This is a genomic window from Myxococcales bacterium, from assembly GCA_016717005.1.
Lineage (GTDB): Bacteria > Myxococcota_A > Polyangia > Haliangiales > Haliangiaceae > UBA2376.
The window spans coordinates 169783-196451 of record JADJUF010000007.1 but is presented as its reverse complement, the minus strand read 5'-3'; the positions used below and the strand labels follow the sequence as shown (position 1 = coordinate 196451).

At 73.2% G+C, this 26669-nt stretch carries 21 protein-coding genes; 13 read left to right on the top strand and 8 right to left on the bottom strand.

Features of this window, described 5'->3' with window-relative positions:
• Positions 1–198 precede the first annotated feature (198 nt).
• The 3 genes from hslU to IPL61_07800 all read left to right on the top strand — a co-directional run bounded on the left by hslU (position 199) and on the right by IPL61_07800 (position 3665).
• Positions 199–1851: an ATP-dependent protease ATPase subunit HslU gene (gene hslU, locus IPL61_07810; protein ID MBK9031227.1), complete on the top strand. Its 1653-nt coding sequence runs from the start codon at positions 199–201 to the stop codon at positions 1849–1851.
• 47 nt (positions 1852–1898) lie between these two features.
• Positions 1899–2756, top strand: a complete 858-nt coding sequence (gene argB, locus IPL61_07805) for an acetylglutamate kinase (GenBank protein MBK9031226.1) — start codon at positions 1899–1901, stop codon at positions 2754–2756.
• A 126-nt stretch (positions 2757–2882) separates the two neighbouring features.
• Complete coding sequence (locus IPL61_07800; GenBank protein MBK9031225.1) at positions 2883–3665, top strand: hypothetical protein; 783 nt, start codon at positions 2883–2885, stop codon at positions 3663–3665.
• Between the two features lie 119 nt (positions 3666–3784).
• Here the strand turns inward: IPL61_07800 and IPL61_07795 are convergent, their stop codons facing one another.
• Positions 3785–4360: a hypothetical protein gene (locus tag IPL61_07795; protein MBK9031224.1), complete on the bottom strand. Its 576-nt coding sequence runs from the start codon at positions 4358–4360 to the stop codon at positions 3785–3787.
• Between the two features lie 79 nt (positions 4361–4439).
• Between IPL61_07795 and IPL61_07790 the strand changes: the two genes are divergently transcribed.
• The gene (locus tag IPL61_07790) at positions 4440–5132 is read left to right on the top strand and encodes a hypothetical protein (protein ID MBK9031223.1); all 693 of its coding nucleotides are present in this window, start codon (positions 4440–4442) and stop codon (positions 5130–5132) included.
• 4 nt (positions 5133–5136) lie between these two features.
• Here IPL61_07790 and IPL61_07785 read toward each other — a convergent pair whose 3' ends face one another.
• On the bottom strand, positions 5137–6174 hold the full coding sequence (locus IPL61_07785) for a DUF2330 domain-containing protein (protein ID MBK9031222.1): 1038 nt from the start codon (positions 6172–6174) through the stop codon (positions 5137–5139).
• A 146-nt stretch (positions 6175–6320) separates the two neighbouring features.
• On the opposite strand from IPL61_07785, the gene IPL61_07780 reads away from it, so the two are divergent.
• The 3 genes from IPL61_07780 to IPL61_07770 all read left to right on the top strand — a co-directional run bounded on the left by IPL61_07780 (position 6321) and on the right by IPL61_07770 (position 10907).
• The gene (locus IPL61_07780; protein MBK9031221.1) at positions 6321–7988 is read left to right on the top strand and encodes a glycoside hydrolase family 15 protein; all 1668 of its coding nucleotides are present in this window, start codon (positions 6321–6323) and stop codon (positions 7986–7988) included.
• Positions 7918–8211: a hypothetical protein gene (locus IPL61_07775; protein MBK9031220.1), complete on the top strand. Its 294-nt coding sequence runs from the start codon at positions 7918–7920 to the stop codon at positions 8209–8211. Before IPL61_07780 ends, IPL61_07775 begins: the two co-directional genes overlap by 71 nt.
• Before the next feature lie 194 nt (positions 8212–8405).
• Positions 8406–10907, top strand: a complete 2502-nt coding sequence (locus IPL61_07770; GenBank protein MBK9031219.1) for a hypothetical protein — start codon at positions 8406–8408, stop codon at positions 10905–10907.
• Positions 10908–11002: 95 nt separating this feature from the next.
• Here IPL61_07770 and IPL61_07765 read toward each other — a convergent pair whose 3' ends face one another.
• From IPL61_07765 to IPL61_07755, 3 genes are all read right to left on the bottom strand, one after another.
• Positions 11003–11461, bottom strand: coding sequence for a hypothetical protein (locus IPL61_07765; GenBank protein ID MBK9031218.1), 459 nt, complete (start codon positions 11459–11461; stop codon positions 11003–11005).
• A gap of 70 nt (positions 11462–11531) precedes the next feature.
• Positions 11532–12806, bottom strand: coding sequence for an adenylosuccinate synthetase (locus IPL61_07760; protein MBK9031217.1), 1275 nt, complete (start codon positions 12804–12806; stop codon positions 11532–11534).
• A complete protein-coding gene (locus tag IPL61_07755) occupies positions 12803–14947 on the bottom strand; it encodes a zinc ribbon domain-containing protein (GenBank protein ID MBK9031216.1) in 2145 nt (714 codons plus the stop codon). Before IPL61_07755 ends, IPL61_07760 begins: the two co-directional genes overlap by 4 nt.
• 94 nt (positions 14948–15041) lie before the next feature.
• Here IPL61_07755 and IPL61_07750 point away from each other — a divergent pair, with 94 nt between their 5' ends.
• Both IPL61_07750 and IPL61_07745 read left to right on the top strand, forming a co-directional pair.
• Positions 15042–16640: a hypothetical protein gene (locus IPL61_07750; protein ID MBK9031215.1), complete on the top strand. Its 1599-nt coding sequence runs from the start codon at positions 15042–15044 to the stop codon at positions 16638–16640.
• 30 nt (positions 16641–16670) lie between these two features.
• Positions 16671–18125, top strand: coding sequence for a hypothetical protein (locus tag IPL61_07745; protein MBK9031214.1), 1455 nt, complete (start codon positions 16671–16673; stop codon positions 18123–18125).
• A gap of 282 nt (positions 18126–18407) precedes the next feature.
• Here the strand turns inward: IPL61_07745 and IPL61_07740 are convergent, their stop codons facing one another.
• The 3 genes from IPL61_07740 to IPL61_07730 form a co-directional block, all read right to left on the bottom strand.
• The gene (locus IPL61_07740; protein ID MBK9031213.1) at positions 18408–19397 is read right to left on the bottom strand and encodes a putative zinc-binding metallopeptidase; all 990 of its coding nucleotides are present in this window, start codon (positions 19395–19397) and stop codon (positions 18408–18410) included.
• Entirely contained in the window at positions 19390–20421 is a 1032-nt protein-coding gene (locus IPL61_07735; GenBank protein MBK9031212.1) for an ATP-grasp domain-containing protein, read from the bottom strand. Before IPL61_07735 ends, IPL61_07740 begins: the two co-directional genes overlap by 8 nt.
• Positions 20422–20625: 204 nt before the next feature.
• Positions 20626–20967, bottom strand: a complete 342-nt coding sequence (locus IPL61_07730; protein MBK9031211.1) for a hypothetical protein — start codon at positions 20965–20967, stop codon at positions 20626–20628.
• A 373-nt stretch (positions 20968–21340) separates the two neighbouring features.
• Here IPL61_07730 and IPL61_07725 point away from each other — a divergent pair, with 373 nt between their 5' ends.
• The 4 genes from IPL61_07725 (at position 21341) to dnaK (ending at position 26646) form a co-directional block, all read left to right on the top strand.
• Entirely contained in the window at positions 21341–22570 is a 1230-nt protein-coding gene (locus IPL61_07725; protein MBK9031210.1) for an acetylornithine/succinylornithine family transaminase, read from the top strand.
• The gene (gene argF / locus IPL61_07720; GenBank protein MBK9031209.1) at positions 22567–23490 is read left to right on the top strand and encodes an ornithine carbamoyltransferase; all 924 of its coding nucleotides are present in this window, start codon (positions 22567–22569) and stop codon (positions 23488–23490) included. Before IPL61_07725 ends, argF begins: the two co-directional genes overlap by 4 nt.
• Before the next feature lie 55 nt (positions 23491–23545).
• Positions 23546–24718: a hypothetical protein gene (locus IPL61_07715; protein MBK9031208.1), complete on the top strand. Its 1173-nt coding sequence runs from the start codon at positions 23546–23548 to the stop codon at positions 24716–24718.
• Between the two features lie 95 nt (positions 24719–24813).
• Complete coding sequence (dnaK, locus tag IPL61_07710) at positions 24814–26646, top strand: molecular chaperone DnaK (GenBank protein ID MBK9031207.1); 1833 nt, start codon at positions 24814–24816, stop codon at positions 26644–26646.
• Positions 26647–26669 lie beyond the last annotated feature (23 nt).

The following is a 26669-nucleotide window of genomic DNA, read 5'->3' as shown; positions in this document are numbered from 1 at the left end:
CCAGGTCTCGTTCGGCAACACCGTCATGAAGAGCGGCGCCCGGAAGGTCCGGCGGCTGGGCGAGGCCGGCGGCGGCGGCGCCATCGCCGGGTTCGCGGGCTCGGCCGCCGACGGCCTGGCCCTGTTCGAGCGGCTCGACGGCAAGCTGCGCGAGCACCGCGGCAACCTGCGCCGCGCCGCGGTCGATCTGGCCAAGGACTGGCGCTCGGACAAGGCGCTGCGCCGGCTCGAGGCGATGCTGCTGGTCGCCGATCGCGAGGTGACGTTCGTGCTGTCGGGGCAGGGCGACATCATCGAGCCCGACGACGGCATCGCCGCGATCGGCTCGGGCGGGCCGTTCGCGCTGGCCGCGGCCCGGGCGCTGGCGGCCCACACCGAGCTCGGGGCCCGCGCGGTCGCCGAGGCCGCGATGGGCATCGCCGCCGAGATCTGCATCTACACCAACACCAACCTCACCGTCGAGGAGCTGTCGTGACCAAGGCCCTGCCGGCCGCGGCGCTGACCCCGGCCGCCATCGTCGCCGAGCTCGACCGCTACATCGTCGGCCAGCGCGAGGCCAAGCGCGCGGTCGCGGTGGCGCTGCGCAACCGCTGGCGCCGCCAGCAGGTCGAGGGCGATCTCAAGGACGAGATCGCGCCCAAGAACATCATCCTGATCGGCCCCACCGGCGTCGGCAAGACCGAGATCGCGCGGCGCCTGGCCAAGCTGGCGCGGGCGCCGTTCTGCAAGGTCGAGGCGTCGAAGTTCACCGAGGTCGGCTACGTCGGCCGCGACGTCGACTCGATCGTGCGCGATCTGATCGAGGTCGCGGTCAAGCTGGTGCGCGACGAGGAGGCCGCGAAGATGCGGCCGCGGGCCAAGGACGCGGCCGAGGAGCGGGTGCTCGATCTGCTCTTGCCGCGCGCGTCGGGGGGGAACCGCTTCGGCGATCGGCCGGGCGAGCCGCCGGCGCCGGTGATCGATCCGACCCGCGAGAAGTTCCGCGCGATGCTGCGCGACGGGCGCCTCGACGACCGCGAGGTCGAGGTCGATCTCACCGAGGACGGCGGCGGCCACCCGCTCTTGCAGATGTTCTCGGCGCCGGGCTCGGGCATCGACGAGTCGAGCCTGGGCGGCCTGCGCGACATGCTCGGCGGCATGAACAAGCGCCAGCGCCGGCGCAAGCTCAAGGTGCCCGACGCGTGGCTGGCGCTGACCGAGGAGGAGGTCGACAAGCTGATCGACCACGATCGGATCACGCGCGACGCGGTCACCCGGGCCGAGCAGCACGGCATCGTCTTCCTCGACGAGATCGACAAGATCGCGACCAGCCACGAGCGCGGCGGCGCCGACGTGTCGCGCCAGGGCGTGCAGCGCGATCTGCTGCCGCTGGTCGAGGGCTCGACCGTCACCACCAAGTACGGCCCGGTCCGGACCGATCACGTGCTGTTCATCGCCGCCGGCGCGTTCCACATGGCCAAGCCGAGCGATCTGATCCCCGAGCTGCAGGGCCGGTTCCCGATCCGGGTCGAGCTCGAGCCGCTGACCGCGGACGACTTCGTCCGGATCCTGACCGAGCCGCGCAACGCCCTGACCACGCAGTACGCGGCGCTCCTGGCGACCGACGGCGTCACGATCGAGTGGACCGACGAGGCGGTCCACGAGCTCGCGCGGATCGCCGCCGACGTCAACGCCCGCACCGCCAACATCGGCGCCCGCCGGCTGCACACCGTGCTCGAGCGCCTGCTCGACGATCTGCTCTACAACGCGCCCGACATCGGCACGCAGACCATCCCGGTCACGAAGGCCTACGTGGTCGAGCGCCTGGGCGCGCTGGCGGCCGACGACGACCTGGCGCGCTTCATCCTGTAGGCCCGGCGCGGCCTGACGCGCCCGCGGGTAGCGTAGGATGCGCGGCCGTGGAAGCCGTCATCGCCAAGGCGCGGGTGCTGGTCGAGGCCCTGCCGTTCATCTCGGAGTTCCGCGGCAAGACCGTGGTCGTGAAGATCGGCGGGGCCGCCCTCGACGACGCCGCGCTGCGCCAGCGCTTCGCCGAGGATCTGATCCTGCTCGACTGGGTCGGGATCCACGTGATCGTCGTCCACGGCGGCGGCAAGCAGATCACCGCGCTGGCCGACCGCCTGGGCCACAAGGCGACGTTCGTCGACGGCCAGCGCGTCACCGACGCCGCGCAGCTCGAGGTGGTCGAGATGGTCCTCGGCGGCACGCTCAACCAGGAGCTGGTGCGGCTGATCAACCACCAGGGCGGCGCCGCGGTCGGCCTGACCGGCTGCGACGGCGGCCTGGCCCGGGCCCGGATCGCCCGACCCGAGCTGGGCCTGGTCGGCGAGGTCACGTCGATCGATCGCACCGTGCTCGATCGGCTGGTCTTGGACTTCATCCCGGTGGTCGCGCCCTTGGCCACCGGCCCCGACGGCGCCGCGCTCAACGTCAACGCCGACGTCTTCGCCGCGCGCCTGGCCCAGGCCATCGGCGCGGTCAAGCTGGTGCTCCTGACCGACATCGCCGGCGTGCTCGATCGCGACGGGCGGCTGCTGCCGACGCTGACCGACGCCGAGGCCCGGGCGCTGATCGCGTCGGGCGTGATCCGCGGCGGCATGATCCCCAAGGTCGAGAACGCGCTGGCGGCGCTGGCCGCGGGCGTCGCCAAGATCCACATCATCGACGGCCGGGTCGAGCACGCCCTCCTGCTCGAGATCTTCACGCGCGAGGGCGTCGGCACCCAGCTGGTCCCCGGCGCCGCGCCGACGGCGTGAGCGCCGCGGGGCGGAGCGCGCTGGGGCCGATCGAGCCGGGCGCCGGCTACCGGAGTTGCCGGCCGCGGCCAAGGTCGCGATCTTCGAGCGCCGCGGGCGGGTGAGGTTCTTGCAGTCGCCCGCGGGATGCGTCGCGCCACCTCGCTCGGTCTCGGTCTGGTCCTGCTGGCGTGGGCCGCCTGCGTCACCAGCCCGGAGGACCTCGACGACCTCGGCGGCACCGGCGGCAAGGACGACCGCGGCGGCAGCGCCGGGTTCGTCGAGGTCGACCCCAGCCACTCGAGCGCCGCGTTCCGGAGCTACGTCGAGCGGGCGCTGGCCCTGCTCGAGGCCGACGACGCGCCGATCGCCCGGCTCACCGCCGCGTCGATCCGCGCCGGTCGCGTCAGGGTCGACGAGCTGGTCGATCTGACCTGCTGGGACTTCGAGCGGGTGCGCGCCGAGCTCAGCGTGGCGTTGACCTCGGCCGACTACGCGCGGCTCCACGACGGCCGCAGCCGCGCGGCCCGGGCCGTCACCGGCGAGCTCGACGGGTACATGTGGAGCGACCGTATCTACGTCGCCCGCGGGCTGTCGACGCGCCTGCTGGCCGCGACCCTGGTCCACGAGACCAACCACGTCATCAATCGGTCCGAGGTCGGCTACTGGGACGACCTGCCGACGTCGGCGTTCCTGCACGAGTACCGCGCGTTCTACGCCGAGCGCGCCTTTGATCCCGACGCCTACGCCGACGTCGATCTGGTCGCGCACGTGCTCGACCTGTACGAGCTCGACCGCGCCGGGCTCCGCCCGGGCGTGCTGGCGCGCCCGCTGACGCCGCGGCTCTTGCCGGACGCGGAGGCCTGGGCCGAGCGGCGGGTCGACGACGATCCCGTCGACGACGAGGCCGCCTGTCCTGGCAACCAGTGACCGCGGCCGGCGCGATCAGTACCAGTCGAGGTTCAGGCCCAGCGCGACGGTGACGTCGTAGCGCGGGTCGGCGTCGGTCGGGGACCAGCGGAAGTCCTGGTCGTCGGTGAGCGACTTCGTCAGCAGCAGCTCGACCGCCGCGGCGCGCTGGCCGCGGCGGTGGACGTCCCAGCCGACGCCGCCGGCCAGGTGCAGCCACGGGTAGTTGCTCTGGCGCGGCCACTGGCCCTGGTAGCTGGCGATGTCGTACTTGATGCCGCCGCCGCCGCGCGCAGGTAGAGCCTGGGCAGCGCGTAGACCTGGGCGCCGAGGTCGAGGGCGCCCTGGTAGTAGGTGCCCGTGCCGAGCGTCGCCATGAGCGAGAGCTCGCCGAGGACGTGGACCCGGTCGGTGAACGCGCCGCCGAAGCGCAGCGACACGCCCAGCATCGTGTGGGTGCCGGCGTTCACGAGGCTGCCGAGGCCGGCGTAGAGTCCGATGCCGACCCGGCCGCCCTCGCGCTCGGGCAGCGGCGGGGGCGCCGGGCGGGGCGGTGCGGGCGCGACCTCGGGCGCCTCGGGCGCCTCGGGCGCCTCGGGCGCCTCGGCCTCCTCGGGCTCGGGCATGTCCGCCCGGACCGGCGTCGCGGCCGCGGTGGCGACCACGAGTCCGGCGGCCAGCGATCCGATGAACCTTGCGCGGGTCGAAACGGTCATCGCCGTCGATGGTGCCTCACCACCACGGCGCGAGCGAGCCAGGGCGTAGCGGAACCGACCCCCGTGGTAGCGTCGCCGCGTGAAACCAAGCGGCCAGAACCTCACTCCTGAGCACGGCATCGACGCCCTGCTCAATGGCTGGAAGGCCTTCGGCGAGGGGTGGGTGCTGCTCGACATGCTGGTCGTGCTGATGCTCGCGCTGACGCTGGGCGCGGTGATCGCCTACCACCCCGCGACCCGGCGGCGGATGTCGAGCCTCGAGCACTTCGAGCAGCCCAAGACGTTCCTGACCTACTCGATGGTCGCGGCGATCGTCGCGTTGATCGTCGAGGTCCAGCCGGCGATGGCGTTCGTGATCTTCGGCATCGGCGGGCTCCTGCGGTTCCGGACGATGGTCGGCGACGCCAAGGACACCGGGCGGGTGATCCTGGTGACCGTCATCGGGCTGTGCTGCGGGCTCAAGATCTACATCGTCGCGGTCCCGGCGACGGTGATCGGCTGGGCGCTGGTGTGGTTCCTCGAGCGCGAGCGCGCCGGCATCGTCAAGGTCTCGGGCGTGGCCGAGGCCGTGGTCCACGAGTCGGTGCGCGCCTACCGCGAGGCGATCACGCGCATGGGCTGCGGCATCATCGGCGAGCAGAACAAGTTCGTGCGGCGCGAGTTCCTGTTCGTGGTCAAGGCGCCGCCCGCGCTGGCGCGCGAGACGCTGCAGGCCGAGCTCGACGCGCTGCCGGCCGAGCTGCGCGGCGTCGTCGACTTCGAACAGCTCTGAGCCGTCAGCGCGCGCGGCGACGTCGCCGCACCAGGACCAGGCCGACGAGGGCCACGGCGCCGAGGGCGTCGAGCGGGATCTCGATCCGGGTCGGCCGCGCGAGCACGGTCGCGCGGACCTCGGCGAGGTCCGCGCTGGGCGCGAAGTAGACCTCGTCGGTGCCGAGTCGAGGCGAGCTGTCGTCGACGAACACCGTGACGAACCTGCGGCCCAGCCCGAGCGCCGGCGGCAGGTCGAGCGGCCGGGCGAACTGGGTCCGCGCCGACCACGCCGCGTCGCCGAGCGTCGCGGCGACCCGGGCGTCGGCCGCGACCACGACCCGCAAGGTCCGTCGTACCGCGGTGAGCGGTTCCGGCGGCGCCGCGGGCTCGCGGTAGGGGTAGAACGGGCGCTCGGTCTGGAACGTCATCTTGACCGCGCGGGTCGCCAGGTCAAACGCGGGCGCGTCGGCCTGGTCGGTGGCGACCACGAACGCGGTCAGCTTCCAGTGATCGGCCACGTAGCGCTGGAGCCACGCCGTGAGCGCGGGCGTCGCCTCGAAGCCGTGGCCGCCGAGCCAGTCCGCCAGCGCCTGCGGATCGTCGGCCTCGAGCGTCGACGCGTCGAACCCGGCGACGCGCGCGGTCGCGAGCACCCGGACCGGCGGCCCGCTCGCGAGCGACGGTCCGGCGCTCTTGTCCTGGGAGCGGACGCACGTCAGCGCCAAGGCCGTGACGCCGAGCGAGAACCCGCTGGTGTCGAGTACGAGCTCGGGCCCGAGCGCGGTGGCAACCTGGTCGAACACCGCGGCGTCGACCTCGCCGAGCTGCGGCGTGGTCGGGGTCGGGACCAGGAACCCGAAGCTCGGCGTGGTCGCGTGGAACGCCGCGCGCCGGATGAAGGTCTCGACCTTGGTGGCCGGATCCCAGGCGATGATCGCCTCCTCGTCGACGATCTGCACGGTCGTCCCGGCGGGCGGCGCGGTGGCGCAGGCCTCGGCGGCTGGGTGGTCGCGGACCAGGGCGGCGAGCACCAGGACGGCGACGAGCGAGGTGCGCGGCATCGCGTCGAGCATGCCACGTGGGTCGCGGCGGCGCACACGTCGCCGGCGACGCCGCGGGCGGCGACCCGCCCGTCGCCCGGGATCCCGATCGGCCATCGTCGCCGCGCGCGGACCCGCCCGCCGTCTGCGTTGGGTACGATGGGCCGATGGATCTGCTCAGCGCCGCGCGGCACCTGGGGCGCCCGTTCACGATCGCCGACGCCGACACCGCCGCGGCCCTGCCGATCGCCGCGCGCGGCCTGATCGGCGACGGCTTCACCGCGGCGCTGGTCGCCGTCGACGGCGCGGTCGACTGGCTGTGCCTGCCCCGGTTCGACAGCCCGAGCGTCTTCGCCCGCCTGCTCGACGCCCGCGGCGGTGGTTCGATGGCGGTGCGCCCGGCCGCGTGCCCGTTCGAGGCGCTCCAGGCCTACGACCCCGACACCAACGTGCTCGAGACCGTGTTCCGGGGCGCCGCGGGTGAGGTCCGGCTCGTCGACTCGATGCCGTGGAGCGACGACCCGCGGGCCAGCAACCACGAGCTGCACCGACGCGTCGACTGCCCGGGCGCGCCGGTCGAGGTCGAGGTCGTCTTCGATCCGCGCTTCGCCTACGGCGCCGACGTGCCGCGGATCGAGGTCGGTGAGCACGGCGTCGTGGCCGAGGGCCGCGCCGGCGAGCGCCTCGCGCTGGCGGTGTCGCAGCGCCTGACGTGGCGCCGCCTGCCCGACGGCGGCGTCCGCGCCACCGTGACGCTGCGATCGGGGCAGAGCCTGTGGTGCGTGCTGTCGTGGGGCCGCGACGGCCTCGATCACGTCGACGCCCACCGGCCGTTCGAGCACCTGCGCGCCACCCGCCGGAGCTGGCGGGCCTGGGCCAGCAAGCTCGAGTACGACGGGCCCTGGCGCCACCACGTGCTGCGCGCGGCGCTGGCGCTGAAGCTCTTGATGTACGCGCCGACCGGCGCCGTGGTCGCGGCGCCGACGACGTCGCTGCCCGAGTGGATCGGCGGGCCGCGCAACTGGGACTACCGCTTCACCTGGGCCCGGGACGCGGCCATGGCGATCCGCGCCGCCAACCTGCTCGGCTACCGGGCCGAGGCGCGGGACTTCTACCACTTCCTCCGCGACGCCGTCGACACCGAGGCCGGGCTCGCGCTGATGTACGATCGACGGGCGCGCGGTCCCGACCGAGCGCGAGCTGCCGCACCTCGCCGGCTACCTCGGCTCGCGTCCGGTGCGGATCGGCAACGGCGCCCGCGATCAGCTCCAGCTCGACACCACCGGCGCGGTCGTCGACGCCGCGCACCTGTTCGAGCGCTTCGGCGGCACGCTGACCCTGCCGGCGTGGCACAAGCTCGCGCACGTGATCACCCGCGCCGAGACCCGCTGGCGCGAGCCCGACCACGGCATCTGGGAGCCGCGCCACGGCGTCCGCCACAACGTCCACTCGAAGCTGATGAACTGGCTGGCGATGGATCGCGGCGCGCACCTGGCGCTGTCGTTCGGGCGCCGCGACCTGCACCTGCGCTGGGCCGCGGCCGCGGCCGAGATCCACGCCGAGATCTGCGCCGAGGCGCTCGATCCGACCGGCCGCCACTTCGTCTCGGTCTACGGCGAGGCCCGGCCCGACGCGGCGCTCCTGCTCATGCCGATCCACGGCTTCCTGCCCGACCAGGATCCGCGGCAGATCGAGACCGTGCGCTGGGTCCGGCGCGAGCTCGGCACCGGGCAGTTCCTCCACCGCTACCGCGACCCCGACGGCGTGGCCGGGGCCGAGGGCGCCTTCATCCTGTGCGGCTTCTGGCTGGCCGAGGCGCTGGCCCTGCAGGGTGACCTCGACGGGGCCCTCGACGTGTTCGCGGCCCACGTCGACGCCAGCAACCACGTCGGGCTGCTGTCCGAGGAGATCGATCCGAGCACCGGGACCTTGCTCGGCAACTTCCCGCAGGCGTTCAGCCACCTCGGGCTGATCAACGCGGCGCTGCGCATCGATCTGGCGCTGCGCCTCCGCGACGAGGGCTCGTCGCGCTCGCCCCACCTGGTCGGGCGCCGCTGACCGTCGTCGGTCAACGCGGGCAGCGCCAGATCATAATCGAAGCGGCGGGCGGCGCGTCGGTCGCGCCGCAGGTCCTGCGACGGATCGCCGCCGCCCGGCATCGCACCGACGTGGGCGGTTGCGCCCATCGCCGGTCCCGGCGACAGTCGCTGCGTAACGCTTGCCGTCGACACGTTCGACACCGGGGGAACCACATGGACGAGCGCAACCAGAAGCGCGACCTCGTGCTCGCACCGAGCGAGTACGCCTACATGCAGGACGTCACCAAGGGCATCATCAAGACCTACACGGGTCCGACGGTGATCAACCCGACCGCGCAGGAGCGCGCGGTGGTGTTCAACCCCGACAACAAGCGGTTCGAGCCGTGCAACCTCGAGCAGGCGGTGCAGCAGATCGCGATCGCGCCCGAGGGCTTCTACGTCGTGTTGAAGAACCCGTCGGCCAAGAACGATCATCCGGTCCCGGGCGGCGTCTACCCGTCGCCGGATCTCGAGGTCGGCCGCAAGATCAACATCAACGGGCCGTGCTCGTTCGCGCTGTGGCCCGGGCAGATGGTCAAGCTGGTGCCCGGGCACCACCTGCGCTCGAACCAGTACCTGCTGGTCCGGGTCTACAACGAGGACGAGGCCCGCAAGCACTGGGGCCAGGCGGTGATCAAGCCGGCCACCGTCGACGGCGCCGATCCGACCCAGCCGATCACCCGGGCCCCGGCCGAGCTGACGGTCGGCAAGCTCTTCATCATCAAGGGCACCGACGTGTCGTTCTACATCCCGCCGACCGGCGTCGGGGTGGTGCCGGACGAGCACGGCAGCTACGTGCGCGACGCGCTCACGCTCGAGCGGCTCGAGTACTGCATCCTGGTCGATCAGAACGGCAAGAAGCGCTACGAGCGCGGGCCGCAGGTGGTGTTTCCGGAGCCGACCGAGACCTTCATCTCGATGGACGGTCACCGCAAGTTCAAGGCGATCGAGCTCAACGAGATCCAGGGGCTCCACGTCAAGGTGATCGCGCCGTACACCGAGGGTGGCACCAGCCATCGCGAGGGCGACGAGTTCTTCATCACCGGCAAGGAGACCGCGATCTACTTCCCGCGCGAGGAGCACTCGGTCGTCCGCTACGACGGGCGCGACAAGCACTTCGCGGTCGCGGTGCCGGCCGGCGAGGCCCGCTACGTGATGAACCGCAAGTCGGGCGAGATCCGGATGGCCCGCGGCCCGGCGATGCTCCTGCCCAACCCGGTCGACGACGTGATCGTGCGCCGGGTGCTGACCGAGCGCGAGTGCAAGACCTGGTACCCGGGCAACGACAGCGTCCTCGCGTACAACCGGTCGCTGCGGCAGCTCGAGAGCGCCGGGCCGGTCGGTCGCGCCGGCGTGGTGTCCGAGAACGAGGTCCAGCGCCAGCAGAAGAAGGCGCCCGCGGCGCAGCAGGTGGCGGGCGCGCCGACGGCGTCGCCAGCGCTGGCCGGCGACGTGCTCGACCGCGCCAACCAGTTCACCCAGCCGCGCACCGTCGTGCTCGACACCCGGTTCCAGGGCGTGCCGTCGGTCAACACCTGGGTCGGCTACGCGGTGCTGGTGGTCGACAAGCAGGGCGGCCGCCGGGTCGAGCAGGGCCCGCTCAACCTGCTGCTCGGCTACGACGAGACCCTCGAGGTCATCCAGCTCTCGACCGGCAAGCCCAAGACCTCCGAGCGCCTGATCGAGACGGTGTTCCTGCGCGTGCTCAACAACAAGGTCGGCGACATCTGCGAGGTCGAGACCAGCGATCACGTCAACGTCACGCTCGAGTACTCGATGCGGGTCAACTTCGAGGGCGACCCGACCAAGTGGTTCGAGGTCGAGAACTACGTGAAGTTCCTGTGCGACCACGTCCGCAGCGTGCTCAAGGGCGCGGTCAAGAAGGCGTCGATCGAGTCGTTCTACGCCGGCTCGGTCGAGATCATCCGCGACACGCTCCTGGGCAAGACCGGCGACGGCGGCGCCCGGTCGGGCATGCGCTTCGCCGAGAACGGCATGCGCATCACCGACGTCGAGCTGCTCGAGGTGTCGATCGACGACGCGTCGATCGACGAGCTGCTCAGCCACGCCCAGCACGAGGCGGTCCAGTCGAACATCACGCTGCTCCGCGCCCAGCGCGGCCTCGACGTCACCCGCCGGCAGGAGCAGATCGCGCGCGAGACCGCGGACGCCCAGGCCGAGACCAAGCGCAAGCTGACCGAGATCGAGATCGAGCAGATCGGCGCGCGGGTCCAGGTGGCGCTGGCGCAGATCACCGGCGAGCTCGAGGCGGCCAAGGCCCGGCACGCCACCGCGACCGCGACCAACGCCGCGGTCGACGTCGACCACCAGGCCGGCCTGGCCCGGCAGCGCGCGGTCGACGACGCCGCGGTCGCGGCCGAGCGCGCGCGCCAGGCGCTGACCCTCGAGGCGCTGACCGCCGAGGTCGACGCCGCGGTCAAGCGCTTCGGCGCGGCCCAGGGCGGGTTCAGCGAGGCGCTCCTGGCGCTGTCGTCGCGCGAGGTCCTGGCCAAGGTGGCCGAGGCGATGAGCGTGCAGTCGTTCGTCGGCGGCAAGACCATGGTCGACGTGATCGACCGGGTCTTCGCCGGCACGCCGCTGGCCGGGCTGCTCGATCGGGTCAAGGACCGGGTCGCGACCGCCGGCAACGGCGAGCCGCCGCGCCTGACGCCGTAGCCGCGCCGGCGCCGACCGCTCACCGCGCCTCATCCCCGCCGGCGCGTGGCCGTGGCGCTGATGATCGGTCGCGAGCCCCGGCTGCGGGCTGCGCCTCAGCTCGGCGGCGTCGCCACCGCCGGTCGGGCGGCGGGGGCGGGGCGGATCGGGGTCAGCGTGCAGGTCGCGAGATCGAGGTTGGCGCGGCCGAGGGTCTGGGCGACCTCGGCGCAGCTCGTCGCCTGCGCGCGCGCGTGGGTGATCGCCGCGTCCGGGGCGCCGATCGCGCCGCACACCAGCTCGGGGGCGGCGTCCGCGCGCTCGATGCAGCCGAGGAACGCGAGCTTGCCCGCGCGGTAGGCCGCGGCGGTGCCGCAGCACTCGGTGACCGTCACGTTCAGCTCGGGCCCGGTCACCGCCTGCGCGACGATCTGGAACTGGGCGTAGGTCCGGCCCTGGTAGGTCTGGACCCAGTACGCGGTGACCATGGGCGGCGGCGCCCCGGCCGGGCCCGGCGCCACCGGGAAGCGCACGTTGATGTGATCGATCGGATCGCAGGCGGTGAGCGCGAGCACGGCGAGCAGGATCCGCAGGGCAGGGGGCGCATCGCCGCCAGTGTAGTCGACGGCGGCGCCCGCCGACGGCTCATCGCGGCGCTCCGGTCGGGGGGGGCGCGCGCTTGCCGCGGGCGGTCGGCCCCCACGACGTGACGTCGACGGTGCGGCCGAGCGCGGCCTCGATCGCCGCGATGATCGACGGCACGCGCCGCGCGATCGGCGTCGCGGCGGCGGCCAGGGCGGTGCGCTCGCCGGCGGCGATCGCCGCGAGGTCGGTGACGTCGCCGCGGGGCGTGCGCCAGGCGTCGACGATCGCGACCTCGGCCAGCGCGGTCAGGCGATCGACGCAGGTGACCGCCAGGCGATCGATCGGCCCGGCGAACCCGAGCGCGTAGCGGGCCAGGACCGCGTCGAACCAGCCGACCCGGAACGCCCCGGACCAGCCGTCGTCGGGGTTGTGGCGCTCGGGCAGGCGCGCGGCCAGGCCTGGCAGCTCCGACGGGAACGGGCCGGCGCCGTGGCGGGTGTGGTACGCGCGCACGACGCCCCAGACCTCGAGCGAGCCGGCCAGGCCGAGCGCGCGGGCCGCGGCCTCGGCGGCGGCGCGGGTGATCCGGCTCGGCGTGACGTGGGGGACGAAGCCGTGGTCCTGGTCGAGCAAGGCCCCGTGGGCGCCCTCGAGGATCACGTCGTCGGCGGCGGGCAGCGTCGGGGTGATCGCCACGCCCGCGGCCGCGATCGCGGCGGCGGCGTCGACGACCGCGGCGGCGAGGTCGTCGTCGCCGAAACGCGCCGCGAGCGCGCGCGCGGCCTCGGGCGCGGCCGGGTGCGCGGCGATCAGCGCCGCGGCCTCGGCGGCCAGGGCCCGGCGCAGCGGCGCGAGCGCGTCGGCGAGGCCGGCGCCGAGCTGGCCGGCGCGGACCGCGATCGCCCCGAGCTTGGCCTCGGCCACGCCGCGGCCGGTCGAGCCGTGGCGCGCGTCGCCGCGCACCAGCTCGCGCACGCGGTTGACCAGCGCGTGCCACGGCGTGACCAGCACGCAGCGCGGATCGATCGACAGCGAGGTCAGCGCGGCGGGGACGCCGACCTCGGCCAGCGCCGCGGCCTCGGCGACCAGCGCGTAGGGATCGACCGCCATGTCGGGGCCGAGGTGGGTGCGGGCGCCGGGCACGAACCCGCCGGCGCCGAGCTGCGCGAAGCAGTGGGTGCGCCCGTCGTCGGTGACGACGTGGTGCATCGCCTGGGGGCCGCCGCCGTAGCGGACGACCAGCGGCGGGGTCGCGGCCTGGCGCGCGAGCCAGTCGACGATCGTGCCCTTGCCCTCGTCGCCGAAGCCGAGCCCGAGGACGACCTTGACGGTCACGCCTGGGACGCGCCGCAGGCGCCGCAGAAGCCGGCGTCGGCCTTGAGCCCGGCGCCGCAGGCCTTGCACGCGCGCGTCAGCCCGGCGCTGCGGCTGGTGTTCGCGACCGTGACCACCGGCCCGGCGCCGCCCGCGACCACCGGCGCGGCCTCGGCCCGCGACCGCGCGACGTCGGCCATCGCGCCCATCGCGCGCTCGTAGACCGCGCGGGTGTCCTCGGCGTGGCGCCGCTCGGCCTCGACGCCGTGCTGCTGCGCGAGCACGTTGGCCCACGCGGCGCCGCCGCCGTCGGTGCGCGCCAGCTCGGCCGCCTGGACCGCGATCATCTGCTCGGGGGTCAAGCCCTCGAGCGCGCGGCGCTTCTCGAGATCGTGGGCGTGGGCCTGGGCCTCGGCCGCGCGATCGAGCTCGGCCATGGCCCGCAGCTTGTCGAGCTGCTGGGCCTCGGCCACCGCGGCCAGCTCGAGCTCGAGCCGGCGCTTGCGCTCGGTCTCGGCGAAGTCGAGATCGCGCCGGGCCTTTAGCTCCTCGAGCTCGGCGGTCAGCCTGGTCTGGCGCAGCTCGGTCGCGTGGGCCAGCTCGCGGCGGGCCCGCTCTTGCTCGACGGTGTCGGTCGCGGCGCGGACCGCGCCCGCGCGCTGGGCCGCGGCCACGTCGAGCGTGGCCGCGCGCGCGGCGAGCTCGTCGCGGCGCTCGCGGTCCTCGGTCTGGGCCGCGTCGCGCGCGAACGCCTGGTCGCGGTGGGTGCGCTGCTGCCGCAGCACCCGGGTCAGGGTCAGCTCCTCGAGCTCGAGCTCGCCGTCGCGCTGCTCGAGCCAGGCGTGGCCGAGGCGCACGGCCTCGCGGGCGCGCTCGAGATCGGCGCGGGCCGCCAGCAGCCACTCACCGTTCTTGGTGCGCGCGTCGATCACCGCGAGCGCCGACAGCGTGAGGCCGAGGCCGGTCAGCGTGGTCGCGACCACCGCGGTCAGCGCCTGCTCGAGCGCCGCGAAGCCGGCCGGCGTCGCCAGGGCGGTCCAGGTGGTCATGCGCAGGTGCGCGGCCGCGGCCCCGACCAGGGCCGGCGCGATCGCGGCCGGGCCGAAGTCGTCGTGCTGGCCGTGGACCCGGACCACCAGCTCGAGCTCGAGCTGCTGGCCGTCGGCGGAGAACAGCGGGCTCTCGAGCGACGGCGTCGCCCCGCCGCTCGGGTGCTCGGGCTGGCGCGCGCCGCACGCGTCGCAGAAGCGCAAGGTCGCCGGCAGCTCGCGCTGACAGCTCGTGCACGGGCGCACCTCGGGCGCGACGCCGGCGCCGAGCCGCAGATCGAGGCTGGCGATCCGCGTCAGCGGCGCCAGGGTCGCGTCGACGGTGAGGCCGTAGCGCGGGCCGACGAGGCCGTCCAGCCCGATCCGGATCGCGGCCTCGGCGTCGGGGTACGAGACCGCGCCGTCGGCGTGCGCGGCCACGGCGCGCTCGAGCGCCTCCTGCGCGACGCGCACGACGTCGGGCCGCAGCAGGTTGTAGAGGTCGCCGGCCGCGAACGCCGGGCGCGGCCCGAGCACGTTGGCGATGAACCGGGCCAGCGCGTCGTGATCGCCGCGCGGCAGGGTGAACGTGACCAGCACCTGCGACTTGAGCGTGTGCCCGGTCGGGCTCGGGCGGGTCTGGACCACGAACGGCACCGGGAACGGCCGCTGATCGACCAGGTAGAACGCGGTCCGGTCGCGGCCCAGGAAGAAGCTGGCGATGCGCTCGAACAGCCCGAGCGTCGTGCGCTCGCCCGGCGGCAGCACCCGCTCGATCACGCCGTCGACGAGGATCACGCCGACGGTCCCGGCCGGGACCCGGACGGTGCGGGCCCCGAGGAACCGGCGCGCGTCCTCGGGATCGACCCGCCGGATCAGCTCGTCGCCGCCGCGCTCCCAGATGCCATCGACCACGCCGCTGGTCGCGGCGTCGCCGGCCCAGCCGGCGTGCTCGAGCGACCCGCCGCAGCGGTTGCAGAAGCGGTTGCCGAGGGGGTTGAGGCTGGTGCAGCTCGGGCACTGCGCGTGGGCCACGGTGCTGGCGCCGCACGCGGCGCAGAAGCTGGCGCCGGCGTCGTTGTGGGCGCCGCACTGCGGACAGGACGTGGCGTCGGGCGTGGTGGTGCTAGGCATCTGCGGCGCGGCCCCCTTGGAGGATCGACGATACCGCGGAACAGCGGGCCGGATCGGTGGGCACGACCGGCATCGTTCGTGTAACGCTAGGGCCGTGGCCGCGTGCGTGGATTGCAAGCAGGGCCTGCGCGAGGGCGCGGCCTTCTGCGGCGCGTGCGGCGCGCGCCAGCCGGCCGCGGTCGAGACCCCCGAGGCGGCGGCGCGCTACCGCGACGTGCTGACCCGGTTCCTCGGCGACGGCGGGCTCGACGGCGCCAAGCAGGCCCAGCTCGACGAGCTGCGCCTGCGCCTCGGCGTCACGCTGGCCACCCACGCGTCGCTGTGCGCGCAGCTCGAGCCCGACAGCCCGCCGGCGTCGGCCATCCGCGTCAGCATCGACGTCGTGCCGCTGCGCCACCTCGCGGTCGGCGCCCGCGGCCTCGTGCGCCTGCGGGTCGAGAACGACGGGGCGCTCGCGCTCGAGCGGTGCGCGCTGCACGCGACCTGGTCGGGCGCGGCGCTGCCGGTGCTCGAGGCCGCGACGATCTTCCCGGGGCGCCCCACGGTGCTCACGCTCGCGGTCACGCCCGCGACCGCGGGCTTCCACGAGCTGGCCGGGGCCCTGCACCTCGTCGACCTGATGGGCGAGGCCAGCCGCTACACCTTCGACGGCGTCCACGTCCGCGTCGGCGGCGACGGCCCCCAGGTCTCGGTCGTCAACATCGATCAGTCGTCGGCGCGCGTCGTCGACAACTCGCGCTCGACCTTCGGCGGCGCGGCCGACGCCGCCGCGCTGATCGGCCCCGACGACGGCGACTGGCAGCCGATCGCCGTGGTCGCGGTGCGCGAGGCCAGCGCGCGCCGCGCGGCCGCGACCGCCAACCCGCGCCGGGTCGAGTTCGCGGTCACGACCGAGCGCGCGACCTACCAGGTCACGACCACGCTGGCCCAGGGCGATCTGGCGACGGTCTACGGCGGTCACGTGCGCGGCTCGCAGCCGCCGGCCCAGGTCGCGATCAAGATCGCCGATCAGGGGTCCGACAACGATCTGCTCCAGCACGAGACCCGGGTGCTGGGCCTGCTCACCGCCGAGGCCGGCGGCCCGGTGATCCACTTCGCCCCGCCGCGCGATCAGTTCCGCACCCAGGACGGCCGGCTCGGCTCGGTGTTCGATCACCTCGAGGGCTTCGACCTGACGACGATCCGCGATCGCTGCCGCAAGCGCGGCGAGCCCGGCCTGCCGCCGCGCCACCTCGTCTGGGTGCTGCGGCGGGCGCTGGCCGCGCTGGGCTGGGCCCACAAGCACGGCATCCTGCACGGCAACCTCGACCCGTCGCACATCCTGATCCGGCCCCACGATCACATGCTGTGGTTGATCGACTGGTGCTGGGCCGTGGTCGAGCCGGCCCGCACCGGCCAGGGCTTCAAGGCCCACAACGAGCGCTACAGCCCGCCCGAGGTCGCGACCCGCGGCCGCCCGACGCCCGCGTCGGATCTGTACGCGCTCGGCAAGGTGATGATCCACCTCGCCGGCGGCGACCCCGCGACCAAGACCTTGCCCGACATGGATCCGCGGCTCGCGCGCTTCCTCAAGTACCTCGCGGTCGAGTCGCAGGGCGGCCGGCCTCAGGACGCGTGGGAGCTGTACCTGCACGTCGACAAGGTCCGCGCCCAGATCTGGGGCGAGCACGAGTTCGTCCCGCTCGAGTTGTGATCACGGAACCCCGAACCTGAGGAGCCCATCATGGGTGGCGGTCGCTACAGCCTCGACATCGCGCGTCAGTATCGGTCTGGCAACAACGCCGCCTTCGAGGCGCCGGCCGGCAGCCAGACGCCGACCGGGCCGCACCCGGCGCTCGACCCGTTCGGCAAGCGGCGCGAGGTCAACAACGTGACGCCGATCGTGGTCGCGCTCGACGTGACCCGGTCGCGCGGCGACGACACCAAGCTGATGTACGAGAAGCTGCCGGCGCTGATGGGCCAGATCGAGCTCAAGGGCTACACCGAGAACCCCGGCATCAGCTTCTGCGGCATCGGCGACGCCTACGCCGATCGCGCGCCGCTCCAGGTCGGCCAGTTCGAGGGCGACAACCGCCTCGACGAGGTGCTCCAGCGCATGTGGATCGAGGGTGGCGGCGGCGGCACCGGCCAGGAGAGCTACGAGCTGGCCGCGTACTTCTACAGCCGGACCAACTGCGTGCGCCTGGCCGCGGGCACCGGCAAGAAGGGCTACTTCTTCTTCGTCGGCGACGAGGGCTTCTACCCGAAGCTCGACAAGGCCGTCGTCAAGCGGGTCATCGGCGACGACCTCGACGAGGATCTCGACGCGGTCGAGGCGTTCCGGCGCCTGCAGGACAAGTTCCACGCGTTCCTGATCTACCCGGGCAAGACCATGGACGAGCGCCGGACCAACATCGACGCCGAGATCAAGGCTCGGGTCACCGGCCGCGGCGGCATGTACGACGGCGTCGACGTGCGCGCGTCGCTGCTCTGGGACAACCGCAACGACCTCGATCTGCACGTGACGACGCCGGCCGGCGAGCACATCTACTACGGCGCCAAGCAGGCCAGCTGCGGCGGCTGGCTCGACGTCGACATGAACGTCAGCGGCGACAGCACCAAGCCGGTCGAGAACGTGCGCTGGGCCAAGGGCAAGGCCCCGCCCGGGCGCTACAAGGTGTGGGTCCGCAACTTCCGCTTCCACGAGCCCGACCACGCGCCGACCCGGTGGAAGGTCGAGCTCGAGCTCGGCGGCGAGATCCGCCACGTCGAGGGCGTGATCTCGCCGGCCGGCCAGACCGGCGACGCCAGCGACGTGATCGTCGCCGAGTTCGACTACGCGCCCGACGCCGCGCGCCGCGAGGCCGACCAGGCGTCGGTGCTCGCGAACTACTCCGACGACGTCATCCTGGGGCAGTGGGCCACCGTGATCCCGCGCGAGCACATCATGCGGGTCGGCGATCCCGCGTCGATCATCGACGTCCTGCTCGGCGCGCTGGCGATCGCCGAGGGCAAGGTCGACCTCGACGGCTACGTCACCGATCTGCGCGACCTGGGCACCCCCGACGCCCGGCTGCGCGAGGTCGAGCGCGCGCTCGGCGGCCTGCCCAGCGCCAGCCGGGTCGCGACCGCCACCGTCGAGGGCGACGTGCCGCCGCCGCCAGCGCCCGGCGGCAAGAAGGGCACCGTGCGCCTCTGAGCCCCGCCGCGCGCCGGCGGTGACCGCGCGCCCGGATTCGGTTGCGGATCGGAATACGGGCTCCGGGGCCGGCTCCGATCCCGGCTCCGGCTCCGGATCCGGCACCGGTTCCGATACCGGCTCCGGCTCCGACCGGTTCCGGCTCCGATACCGGCTCCGGTTCCGGCTCCGGTTCCGATACCGGCTCCGGCTCCGGTTCCGGCTCCGGTTCCGGCTCCGGTTCCGGCTCCGGCTCCGGCTCCGGCTCCGGCTCCGATACCGGCTCCGGCTCCCGCCCCGAGCTCAGGTCCAGCCGCGCAGCGAGCGCACGTAGTCGTGCAGCAGCAGGAACTTCTCGAACACCTTGACGCCCTTGCGCTTGCGGCCGAGCTCGGCGAAGAGCTCGCGCAGGCGCCGCTGGCGCGTGACGTAGAAGCGGAAGGTCTCGGCGAAGTCTTCCTGCGGGTGCGTCGCCGCGTAGGCGCTGGGATGGTCAGGCGGCGCGTGGGAGACCTTGCGGCGCTGGAAGTAGACCGTGTGGTCGTCCATCGCGCGGTAGGCCTTGTCGACCTCGCCGAACACCCGCCGGAACTTCGGCGTGCGGGTCCAGCGCCAGTGGTGGAACAGGAAGCTGTGGCCGAGCTCGTGGGCGATCAGCCCGACCAGCATCGTCCACGGCACCTCGCCGCGGCGTCGGGGCTCGAGCACGTGGCTGCGCTCGATCTCGACGATCTTGGGGTATTTCGGATCGACGCCGGAGCCGCCCGGGCGCAGCAGCACCCGGAAGCCCCAGTTGGCGATGCCCGCGATCCGCAGCAGGCGCCGGATCTCGCGCATCGCTGGTTCGATCAGGTCGCGCCCGGTCGGATCCTGCCCGCACCACGGGCAGGCGTCCATCCAGTCGTCGACGCCGCGGTCGCACCGCGGACAGACGCCCTCGAACAGGTCCTCGTCGCTCCAGCTCTGGGGCTTGCTGCACCACGGGCAGAACGGCATCGGGTACTGGACGCCGCCGCCGCAGCCGTGATCGCACTTCGCGTCCATGCGGAAGCCCTTGGGCTCCTTGAGCGGCACCTCGCTCGACACGCCCTCCTCGTAGATGTCGGCCCGGCACCACGGGCAGTAGCTGGCGTGATCGGACACGACCCAGCCGCACGCGGCGCACTCGGCGCCGGTGGCGAACTGGATGTCGCGCCAGATCTGCGGGCGGCTGCACGCCGGGCAGAAGGGCCAGAAGCGCTTGAGCGCGTGGCCGCACTTGCAGCGGTGCTCGGGGCGAGGACGATCAGGCATCGCGGACCATCGCTTCGTCGCAGATGCGCTGGATGAACGCCTCGTAGTGCATGCCAGCCTTGTGCGCGGCCTCGGCCGAGTTGTGGCCGAAGCTCAGGTACGGGTTGGCGTTGGCCTCGATGAACCAGACCTCGCCGTCGGCGGTGAGCCGCACGTCGATGCGGGCGTAGTCGCGCAGCCACAGGGCCCGGTACGAGGTCAGGCACGCCTTGCGCAGCTGCGCGGTCGCGACCTTGGACATGCGCCGCGCGAACACGGTCTTGATGCCGTGGCGCTTGCGGTAGGCCATGTCCCACTTCGCGCGCTGCGTCGAGATCCGATCCTCGGGCCGCGACTTGCTCGGGTCGAAGATCAGCTCGACCGGCGGCAGCACCTCGACCGTGTCGCCGTTGCCGATCATCGTCGCGTAGAGCTCGCGGCCCTCGATGTACTCCTCGGCGATCGCCGGCTTCGCGAAGCGCTCGTGGATGAACGCGACCCGCTGGTCGAGCGCCGCGACGTCGTGGACGATCGAGGCCTGGGCGATGCCCTCGGAGCCGTCGGACTGCATCGGCTTGACGATCAGCGGGAACCGCAGCGCGACCTCGGCGGCCGGCCGCTCGCCGACGCGGTAGGTCCGGAACCCCGGCACCTTGATGCCGTGGTACGCGAGGATCTTCTTGCTCATGGCCTTGTTGCGCGTGACCATCAACGCCAGCGGCGGCGCCCCGGTGTAGCGGTGGCCCTCGGCCTCGAGCATCGCCGGGATCAGGTAGTCGAGATCGGTGTTGGTGAGGTAGGCCTCGGTGGCGTTGAACACCAGCTCCGGCTCCCAGTCGGCCAGGCGCTGGCGCATGTCGCGTAGATCGTCGTGGACGCCGAGCAGCAGCACCTCGTGGCCGTTGGCGACCAGCGCCTCGGCCACCTGGTACTCCATCTCGGCCTCGGCCTCGTCGGGGTGCGCCAGCTCACGGGCCATCTGCGCCGCGTGATCCTCTGGTGTCCAGTCGACGTACGGGGTGTCGAAGACGATCGCGATGCGCATGGACCGTCGACAACGGTAGGCAAGGTGGGTGGCGAACACAACGGCTGCCCCGCGCGAACGTCGCGCTCGCGACCAAGATCCGTCCGGCCGGGCCGGGCCGGGCTCGCCCGCGACGAGGGCCGACCGGGCGAAGGGGACGCGCCGCTGCGGGGCTGGCGCGCGACGGGGGCGGCCGCCCCGAGCCGCCCGAGCCGCGCGACCGGCTCAGCGCGCGATCACCGTGCTGAGATCGCCGACCAGGCTGATCGTCGTCACGACCAGGCCGCGCTCGGCGCCCGACGGCGCCGGCAGGGCGTCGACCGCGACCTCGACGCCGAGGCCGCGGAGCAGGTCGAGGTCGGGGCCGAGGTCGGTCCAGCCCTTCTCGGAGTGGGTGTGGTGGTCGGGGCTCTCGCCGCGCCACGGCAGCACCGCGATCGCGGCCCCGAACAGCGAGCGGGCCTCCTGATCGTAGGCCGCGCGGCCGAACATCACGCCGACGCGGGCGTCGACGCGCACCGGCAGCGCCAGGCCGTAGTTGACGTAGCCGATGCTGTCGAACAGCACGCCCCGGGCGTGATCGAGCGTGACGACGCCGCCGTTGACCGCGGCGTAGATCGCCTGGTGATCGCGGAAGCTCCAGCCGAAGCCGACGGCGCCGGTGGCGGACGCGCCGTTGGTCCCGCCGGTCGTGAGGTTCGGGCCGACGGCGGCGCGGGCCGTGACGCACGCGGGGGCCGTGGCGATCGCGATCGCCGCGACGAGGAGCGGCGCGGAGCGGGAGGGCGGGGCATGCGCTCGATCGACGCACGACGTGGTCCGATGTTCTGACCGGGCGGCCCGGGCTGTGCGCTCGGTCGCGTCGAAGACCTGACACGTGGCGGCGCGATCGGGGCGGCTGGTGGAGGTTCGTCACCGGCCGAAGTGTCATGATGCGCGCGTGACCGCGCACACCCAGGCCGACCTGCTCGCGATCGCCGATCGCACCTTCATCAAGAACTACCGCCAGCAGCCCATGGTGCTCACCCGGGGCGCCGGCTGCGAGGTCTGGGACCTCGAGGACAAGCGCTACCTCGACATGACCGCGGGCATCGCGGTCTGCTGTCTGGGCCACGCCCACCCCGAGCTCACCGAGCGCCTGCGCGCGCAGCTCGGCCGGCTCATCCACGTCTCGAACCTGTACTGGAACGATCAGGAGATCCTGGCGGCCCAGGCGATCACGGCGCGCTCGTTCGCCGACCGGGTCTTCTTCTGCAACTCGGGCGCCGAGGCCAACGAGGCCGCGCTCAAGCTGGCGCGGCGCTACCAGCAGGTGGTCGCGGGCGCGCCGGCGCGCACGACGATCATCTCGACCGTGAGCAGCTTCCACGGCCGCTCGGTCGGCACCGTGTCGATCACCGGGCAGCCGAAGTACCGCGACGGGTTCGGGCCGCTGTTCGGGCCGATCGAGTTCGTGGCCTACGGCGATCTCGACGCCGCGCGCGCGGCGATCGCCCGGCCCGAGGCCTGCGCGATGATCATCGAGCCGATCCAGGCCGAGGGCGGCATCATCGTGCCGCCCCCGGGCTACCTGGCCGGCCTGCGCGCGGCCTGCGACGCCGCCGGCGTGCTGCTGATCTTCGACGAGGTCCAGACCGGCACCGGCCGCACCGGTCGCTGGTGGGGCCACGAGCACGACGGCGTCACGCCCGACGTCATGACCCTGGCCAAGGGGCTCGGCGGCGGGGTGCCGGTCGGCTGCCTGGCGGTCACCGAGCGCGCCGCGGCGGGCCTGACGACGCCGACCGGCGGCGCGGTCCCGCACGCCTCGACCTTCGGCGGCAACCCGCTCGCGACCGCGGCGGTCACCGCGGTGATCGACATCCTCGACCGCGATGGCCTCGTCGCCGCCGCCGCCACCCAGGGCGACTACCTCGGGCGCAAGCTCGAGGCCCTGGTCGCGGCCCAGCCCGAGCGCGTGCTCGAGGCCCGCGGCCGCGGCCTCCTGCGCGGCGTCGCCGTGGCCGGCGCGCCCAGCCAGATCGTCGGCCGCTGCCGCGAGCGCGGCCTGCTGCTGTCGCTGGCCGGCGCCAACGTCGTGCGGTTCGCGCCGCCGTACATCGTCACGACCGCGCAGCTCGACGAGGCGGTCGCGATCCTGGGCGAGGTCGTGGCCGAGGTGGCGTCGTGACCGACTTCATCACCCTGGCCGATCTCGATCGGGCCGCGCTGACCAGCCTGGTGACCAGCGCCGCGGCGTGGAAGGCGGCGCGGCCCCACGGCCCCGCGCCGTGGCTGGCCGGGCGCCACGTCGCGATCGTCATGGAGAAGGCGTCGACCCGGACCCGGGTCAGCTTCGAGGTCGCGGTGCGCGAGCTCGGCGGCCACGCCACGATCCTCACCACCGACGGCACCCAGCTCGGCCGCGGCGAGCCGATCGAGGACACCGCCCGGGTGCTGTCGCGCTACGCCCACGCGATCGTGTTCCGGACCTTCGGCGCCGATCGGATGATGCGCATGGCCGGCGCCGCGACCGTCCCGATCATCAACGCGCTCACCGATCGCGAGCACCCGTGCCAGATCGTCGCCGACCTGCTGACGATCCGCGAGCACCTCGGCCGCCTCGAGCGCCTGCGGGTCGCGTGGATCGGCGACGGCAACAACATGGCGGTGTCGTGGCTGCACGCCGCGGGCGCGCTCGGCCTCGAGCTGGCGCTGGCGTGTCCGGTCGGCTATCGGCCGCCCGAGCACGACGTCGCGACCGCGCGCGAGGCCGGCGCGACCGTGACCGTCACCGACGACCCCGCGGCGGCCGCCGCCGGCGCCGACGTGGTCATGACCGACGTGTGGGCGTCGATGGGCCAGGAGCAGGAGGTCGCGGCCCGGGTCCGGGCGTTCGCCGGCTACCGCGTCGACGACGCGCTGCTGGCGCGGGCGGCGCCCGCGGCGATGGTGCTGCACTGCCTGCCGGCGCACCGCGGCGAGGAGATCTCCGCCGAGGTGCTCGACGGCCCGCGCGGGCGCGCGGTGTGGGACCAGGCCGAGAACCGCCTGCACACCAGCAAGGCGATCCTTGCGCGCGCCCTCACCGGCGCCGCCCGCGGCCCGTGAGAAAATCGCGCTGGCTGACGACGGCGCGCGCGCGTGTTAGCTTCGCGTGCCCGCCATGAGTGTCGTCCCCAGCGAGATCCCCGAGGTCGGCGCGACCAGCCAGCGGCTGCGGCAGAACCCGCGGTTCGATCCGATGAAGGCGGGGTTCGGGACCGAGGAGTACTTCGTGTGGTCGCGCTTCGACGGCGCCACCACGCTCAAGGACCTGATCCTCATGACCGGCCTCGCGGTCGAGCGGGCGGTGGCGATCGTTCGGCAGCTGCGCCAGAGCGGGGCGATCCTCGCGCCCGGGGAGGCCGAGCCGCCGGCGGCGGCGCGGCCGTACGTGGCCTCGGCCCGGGCGACCGCTCCCATGCCGATCTTGAAGGTGCCGTCGGCGTCGAGCGCCCGCACCACCCAGCTGATGCCGACCCTGTCGGCGGCGCCGCCGATCCCCGACGGTCTCGCGGCGGGGACCCGGGCGCCCGGCGGTGGCCCCGACGCCGCCGCGCTGCCCACCATCGACGATCCCACGCCGGCCGAGCGCGCGCTCCTGGCGGAGCCGGGCGACCTGAGCCTCGATGAGAAGGTCCGCGTGCTGGCCGGCCTGCGCCTGGTCGCGGCGGCCGACCGGTGGGCCCTGGTCGGGGTGCCGCGCGGGGCCGACAAGCGCACGATCAAGCGCGCGTTCTTCGAGCGCTCGAAGCTGTTCCACCCCGATCGCTTCTTCGGGCGCGAGCTGGGCGTCTGGGACGATCGCCTGCACACGGTGTTCGAGGCCATGTCCGCGGCCCACGGCGAGCTGGTCGATGGGCGGGCCGCGGCGCGCGCCACCGCCGGGCCCCCGGTCGACGCCACCGCGCCGCAGAGCCCGACCGAGTACGCCGCGGAGCTGTTCGATCGCGCGTGCCAGGCCGAGGTGTCGGGGGACCTCGACGGGGCGGGCAAGCTGTTCGCCGCCTCGATCAAGCTCGATCCCGGGCCACGGTACTTGCGCCGCGCCGCCAGCTGCGCCCTCGCCGCCGCCGAGCCCCGCACCGCGCTCGACTACGCCAAGAAGGCCGCGGCCGCCGATCCCAACGATCCCTCGACCGCCCGGATCCTGGCCAAGGTGCTGAAGACCCTGGACCGGCTCGACGACGCCGAGGAGGTCCTGCTGATGGCGCTGGCCATGAAGAACGAGAACGACACCCTCGCGACCGAGCTGGCCAGCGATCTGTCGATGGTCCGCGCGGCCCTGCGCCGCTGACCGCGGTCGTTGGGTGATCACCGGGGTAGGGGGCCCTGTCCCTTTCCCCTCCGAAGTCTGGCCAACCACCGGGATCCCTGAGAAGATCACCCGACATGGCGACCGAAAAGGTCATTGGCATCGATCTGGGGACCACGAACTCCTGCGTGGCGATCGTCGAGAACGGCACGCCCGCGGTCATCCCAAACCGAGGCGGCTACAAGACGACGCCATCGATGGTGGCGATCGCGGAGAACGGCAAGCGCCTGGTCGGGCACATCGCCAAGCGGCAAGCGATCACCAACGCCGAGAACACCGTCTACGCGGCCAAGCGCCTGATCGGACGCAAGTGGGGCTCGGCGGCGGTCCGGCAGTCGCTCGAGACCGTGCCGTACCGGATCGTCGAGGGCCCCCACGACGATGTCCGCGTCATGCTGCGCGATCAGGTGTTCTCGGTCCCCGAGATCTCCGCCTACATCCTCCAGGAGATGAAGCTCATCACCGAGGAGTACCTCGGCGAGGAGGTCAGCAAGGCGGTCGTCACGGTGCCGGCGTACTTCAACGACGCCCAGCGCCAGGCGACCAAGGACGCCGGCCGGGTCGCCGGTCTCGACGTCATCCGGATCATCAACGAGCCGACCGCGGCCGCGCTGGCCTACGGGTTCGGCAAGAACCTCGAGCGCCGCGTCGCGGTCTACGACCTCGGCGGCGGCACGTTCGACATCTCGATCCTCGAGATCGGCAACGGCGTGTTCGAGGTCATCTCGACCGCCGGCGACACGTTCCTCGGCGGCGAGGACTTCGATCGCCGGATCATCGACTGGCTGGTCGCCGGGTTCCAGCGCGAGCACAAGATCGACCTGCGCAAGGACAAGATGGCGCTGCAGCGCCTCAAGGACGTCGCCGAGAAGGCCAAGTGTGAGCTGTCGAGCGTGCGCGAGACCGAGATCAACCTGCCGTTCATCATCTCGACCGGCCGCAACGAGGCGCTGCACCTCCAGGCCACGCTGACCCGCGACAAGCTCGAGGAGCTCACGGCCGACCTGATCGAGCGCACGGTCGACATCTGCGCGCGCACGCTCGAGGACGCCGAGATCGCCAAGGGCGATCTCGAGGACGTCATCCTGGTCGGCGGCATGACCCGCATGCCGCTGTGCCAGCAGCGCGTGGCCGAGTTCTTCGGGGTCGAGCCGTCCAAGGGCGTCCACCCCGACGAGGTGGTCGCGCTCGGCGCCGCGATCCAGGCCGCGGCGCTGACCGACGAGAAGCACGACATCCTGCTCCTCGACGTCACCCCCCACTCGCTCGGCATCATGATCGTGGGTGGCTACTTCCACAAGCTGATCGAGCAGAACACCACCGTGCCGACCTCGAAGTCGCACGTCTTCACGACGGTCAAGGACAACCAGACGTCGGTGAAGATCCTCGTGCTCCAGGGCGAGAGCGATCGGGCCGAGGAGAACGAGCTGCTCGGTGAGTTCGTGCTGACCGGCCTGCGCCGGGCGCCGCGCGGCGAGGTCGAGATCGAGGTCACGTTCCACATCTCGGCCGACGGCATCGTCTCGGTCACCGCCCGCGATCTCGAGACCGGGCTCGAGCAGTCGATCACGGTCACCGCGACCAGCGGCCTGACCGAGGACGAGCTCAAGAAGATGGTCGACGCGAACAAGGACTACATGGTCGAGGTGCGGTCGGGGCAGGAGTTCGACCGCGCCCGCCACGCCGCCGAGAAGGTGCTCGACGAGGTCGAGGGGTTGTTCCCGCGGGTGTCCGACATCATCAGCGGCTCCGACTTTGGCCAGGACGCGATCAAGAAGGCGCGCAGCGTGGTCGAGCGCGTGCGCGCCGCGATCGCGACCAAGGATCTGGCGGGCCTGACCGACGCCACCGAGGCGCTGTCGCGCACGCTCAACATGTTCCGGGGCGTGGTGAGCAAGACCGCGGGGTGACGGGATGGCCCCGTCCGACCGCA

Coding starts and splice junctions, on each gene's coding strand:
- IPL61_07780 (MBK9031221.1), top strand. CDS start 6,321: ATGGATCTGCTCAGCGCCGCGCGGCACCTGGGGCGCCCGTTCACGATC.
- IPL61_07715 (MBK9031208.1), top strand. CDS start 23,546: ATGAGTGTCGTCCCCAGCGAGATCCCCGAGGTCGGCGCGACCAGCCAG.
- IPL61_07755 (MBK9031216.1), bottom strand. CDS start 14,947: ATGCCTAGCACCACCACGCCCGACGCCACGTCCTGTCCGCAGTGCGGC.
- IPL61_07800 (MBK9031225.1), top strand. CDS start 2,883: ATGCGTCGCGCCACCTCGCTCGGTCTCGGTCTGGTCCTGCTGGCGTGG.
- dnaK (MBK9031207.1), top strand. CDS start 24,814: ATGGCGACCGAAAAGGTCATTGGCATCGATCTGGGGACCACGAACTCC.
- IPL61_07745 (MBK9031214.1), top strand. CDS start 16,671: ATGGGTGGCGGTCGCTACAGCCTCGACATCGCGCGTCAGTATCGGTCT.
- IPL61_07785 (MBK9031222.1), bottom strand. CDS start 6,174: ATGCCGCGCACCTCGCTCGTCGCCGTCCTGGTGCTCGCCGCCCTGGTC.
- IPL61_07795 (MBK9031224.1), bottom strand. CDS start 4,360: ATGACCGTTTCGACCCGCGCAAGGTTCATCGGATCGCTGGCCGCCGGA.
- IPL61_07735 (MBK9031212.1), bottom strand. CDS start 20,421: ATGCGCATCGCGATCGTCTTCGACACCCCGTACGTCGACTGGACACCA.
- IPL61_07740 (MBK9031213.1), bottom strand. CDS start 19,397: ATGCCTGATCGTCCTCGCCCCGAGCACCGCTGCAAGTGCGGCCACGCG.
- IPL61_07770 (MBK9031219.1), top strand. CDS start 8,406: ATGGACGAGCGCAACCAGAAGCGCGACCTCGTGCTCGCACCGAGCGAG.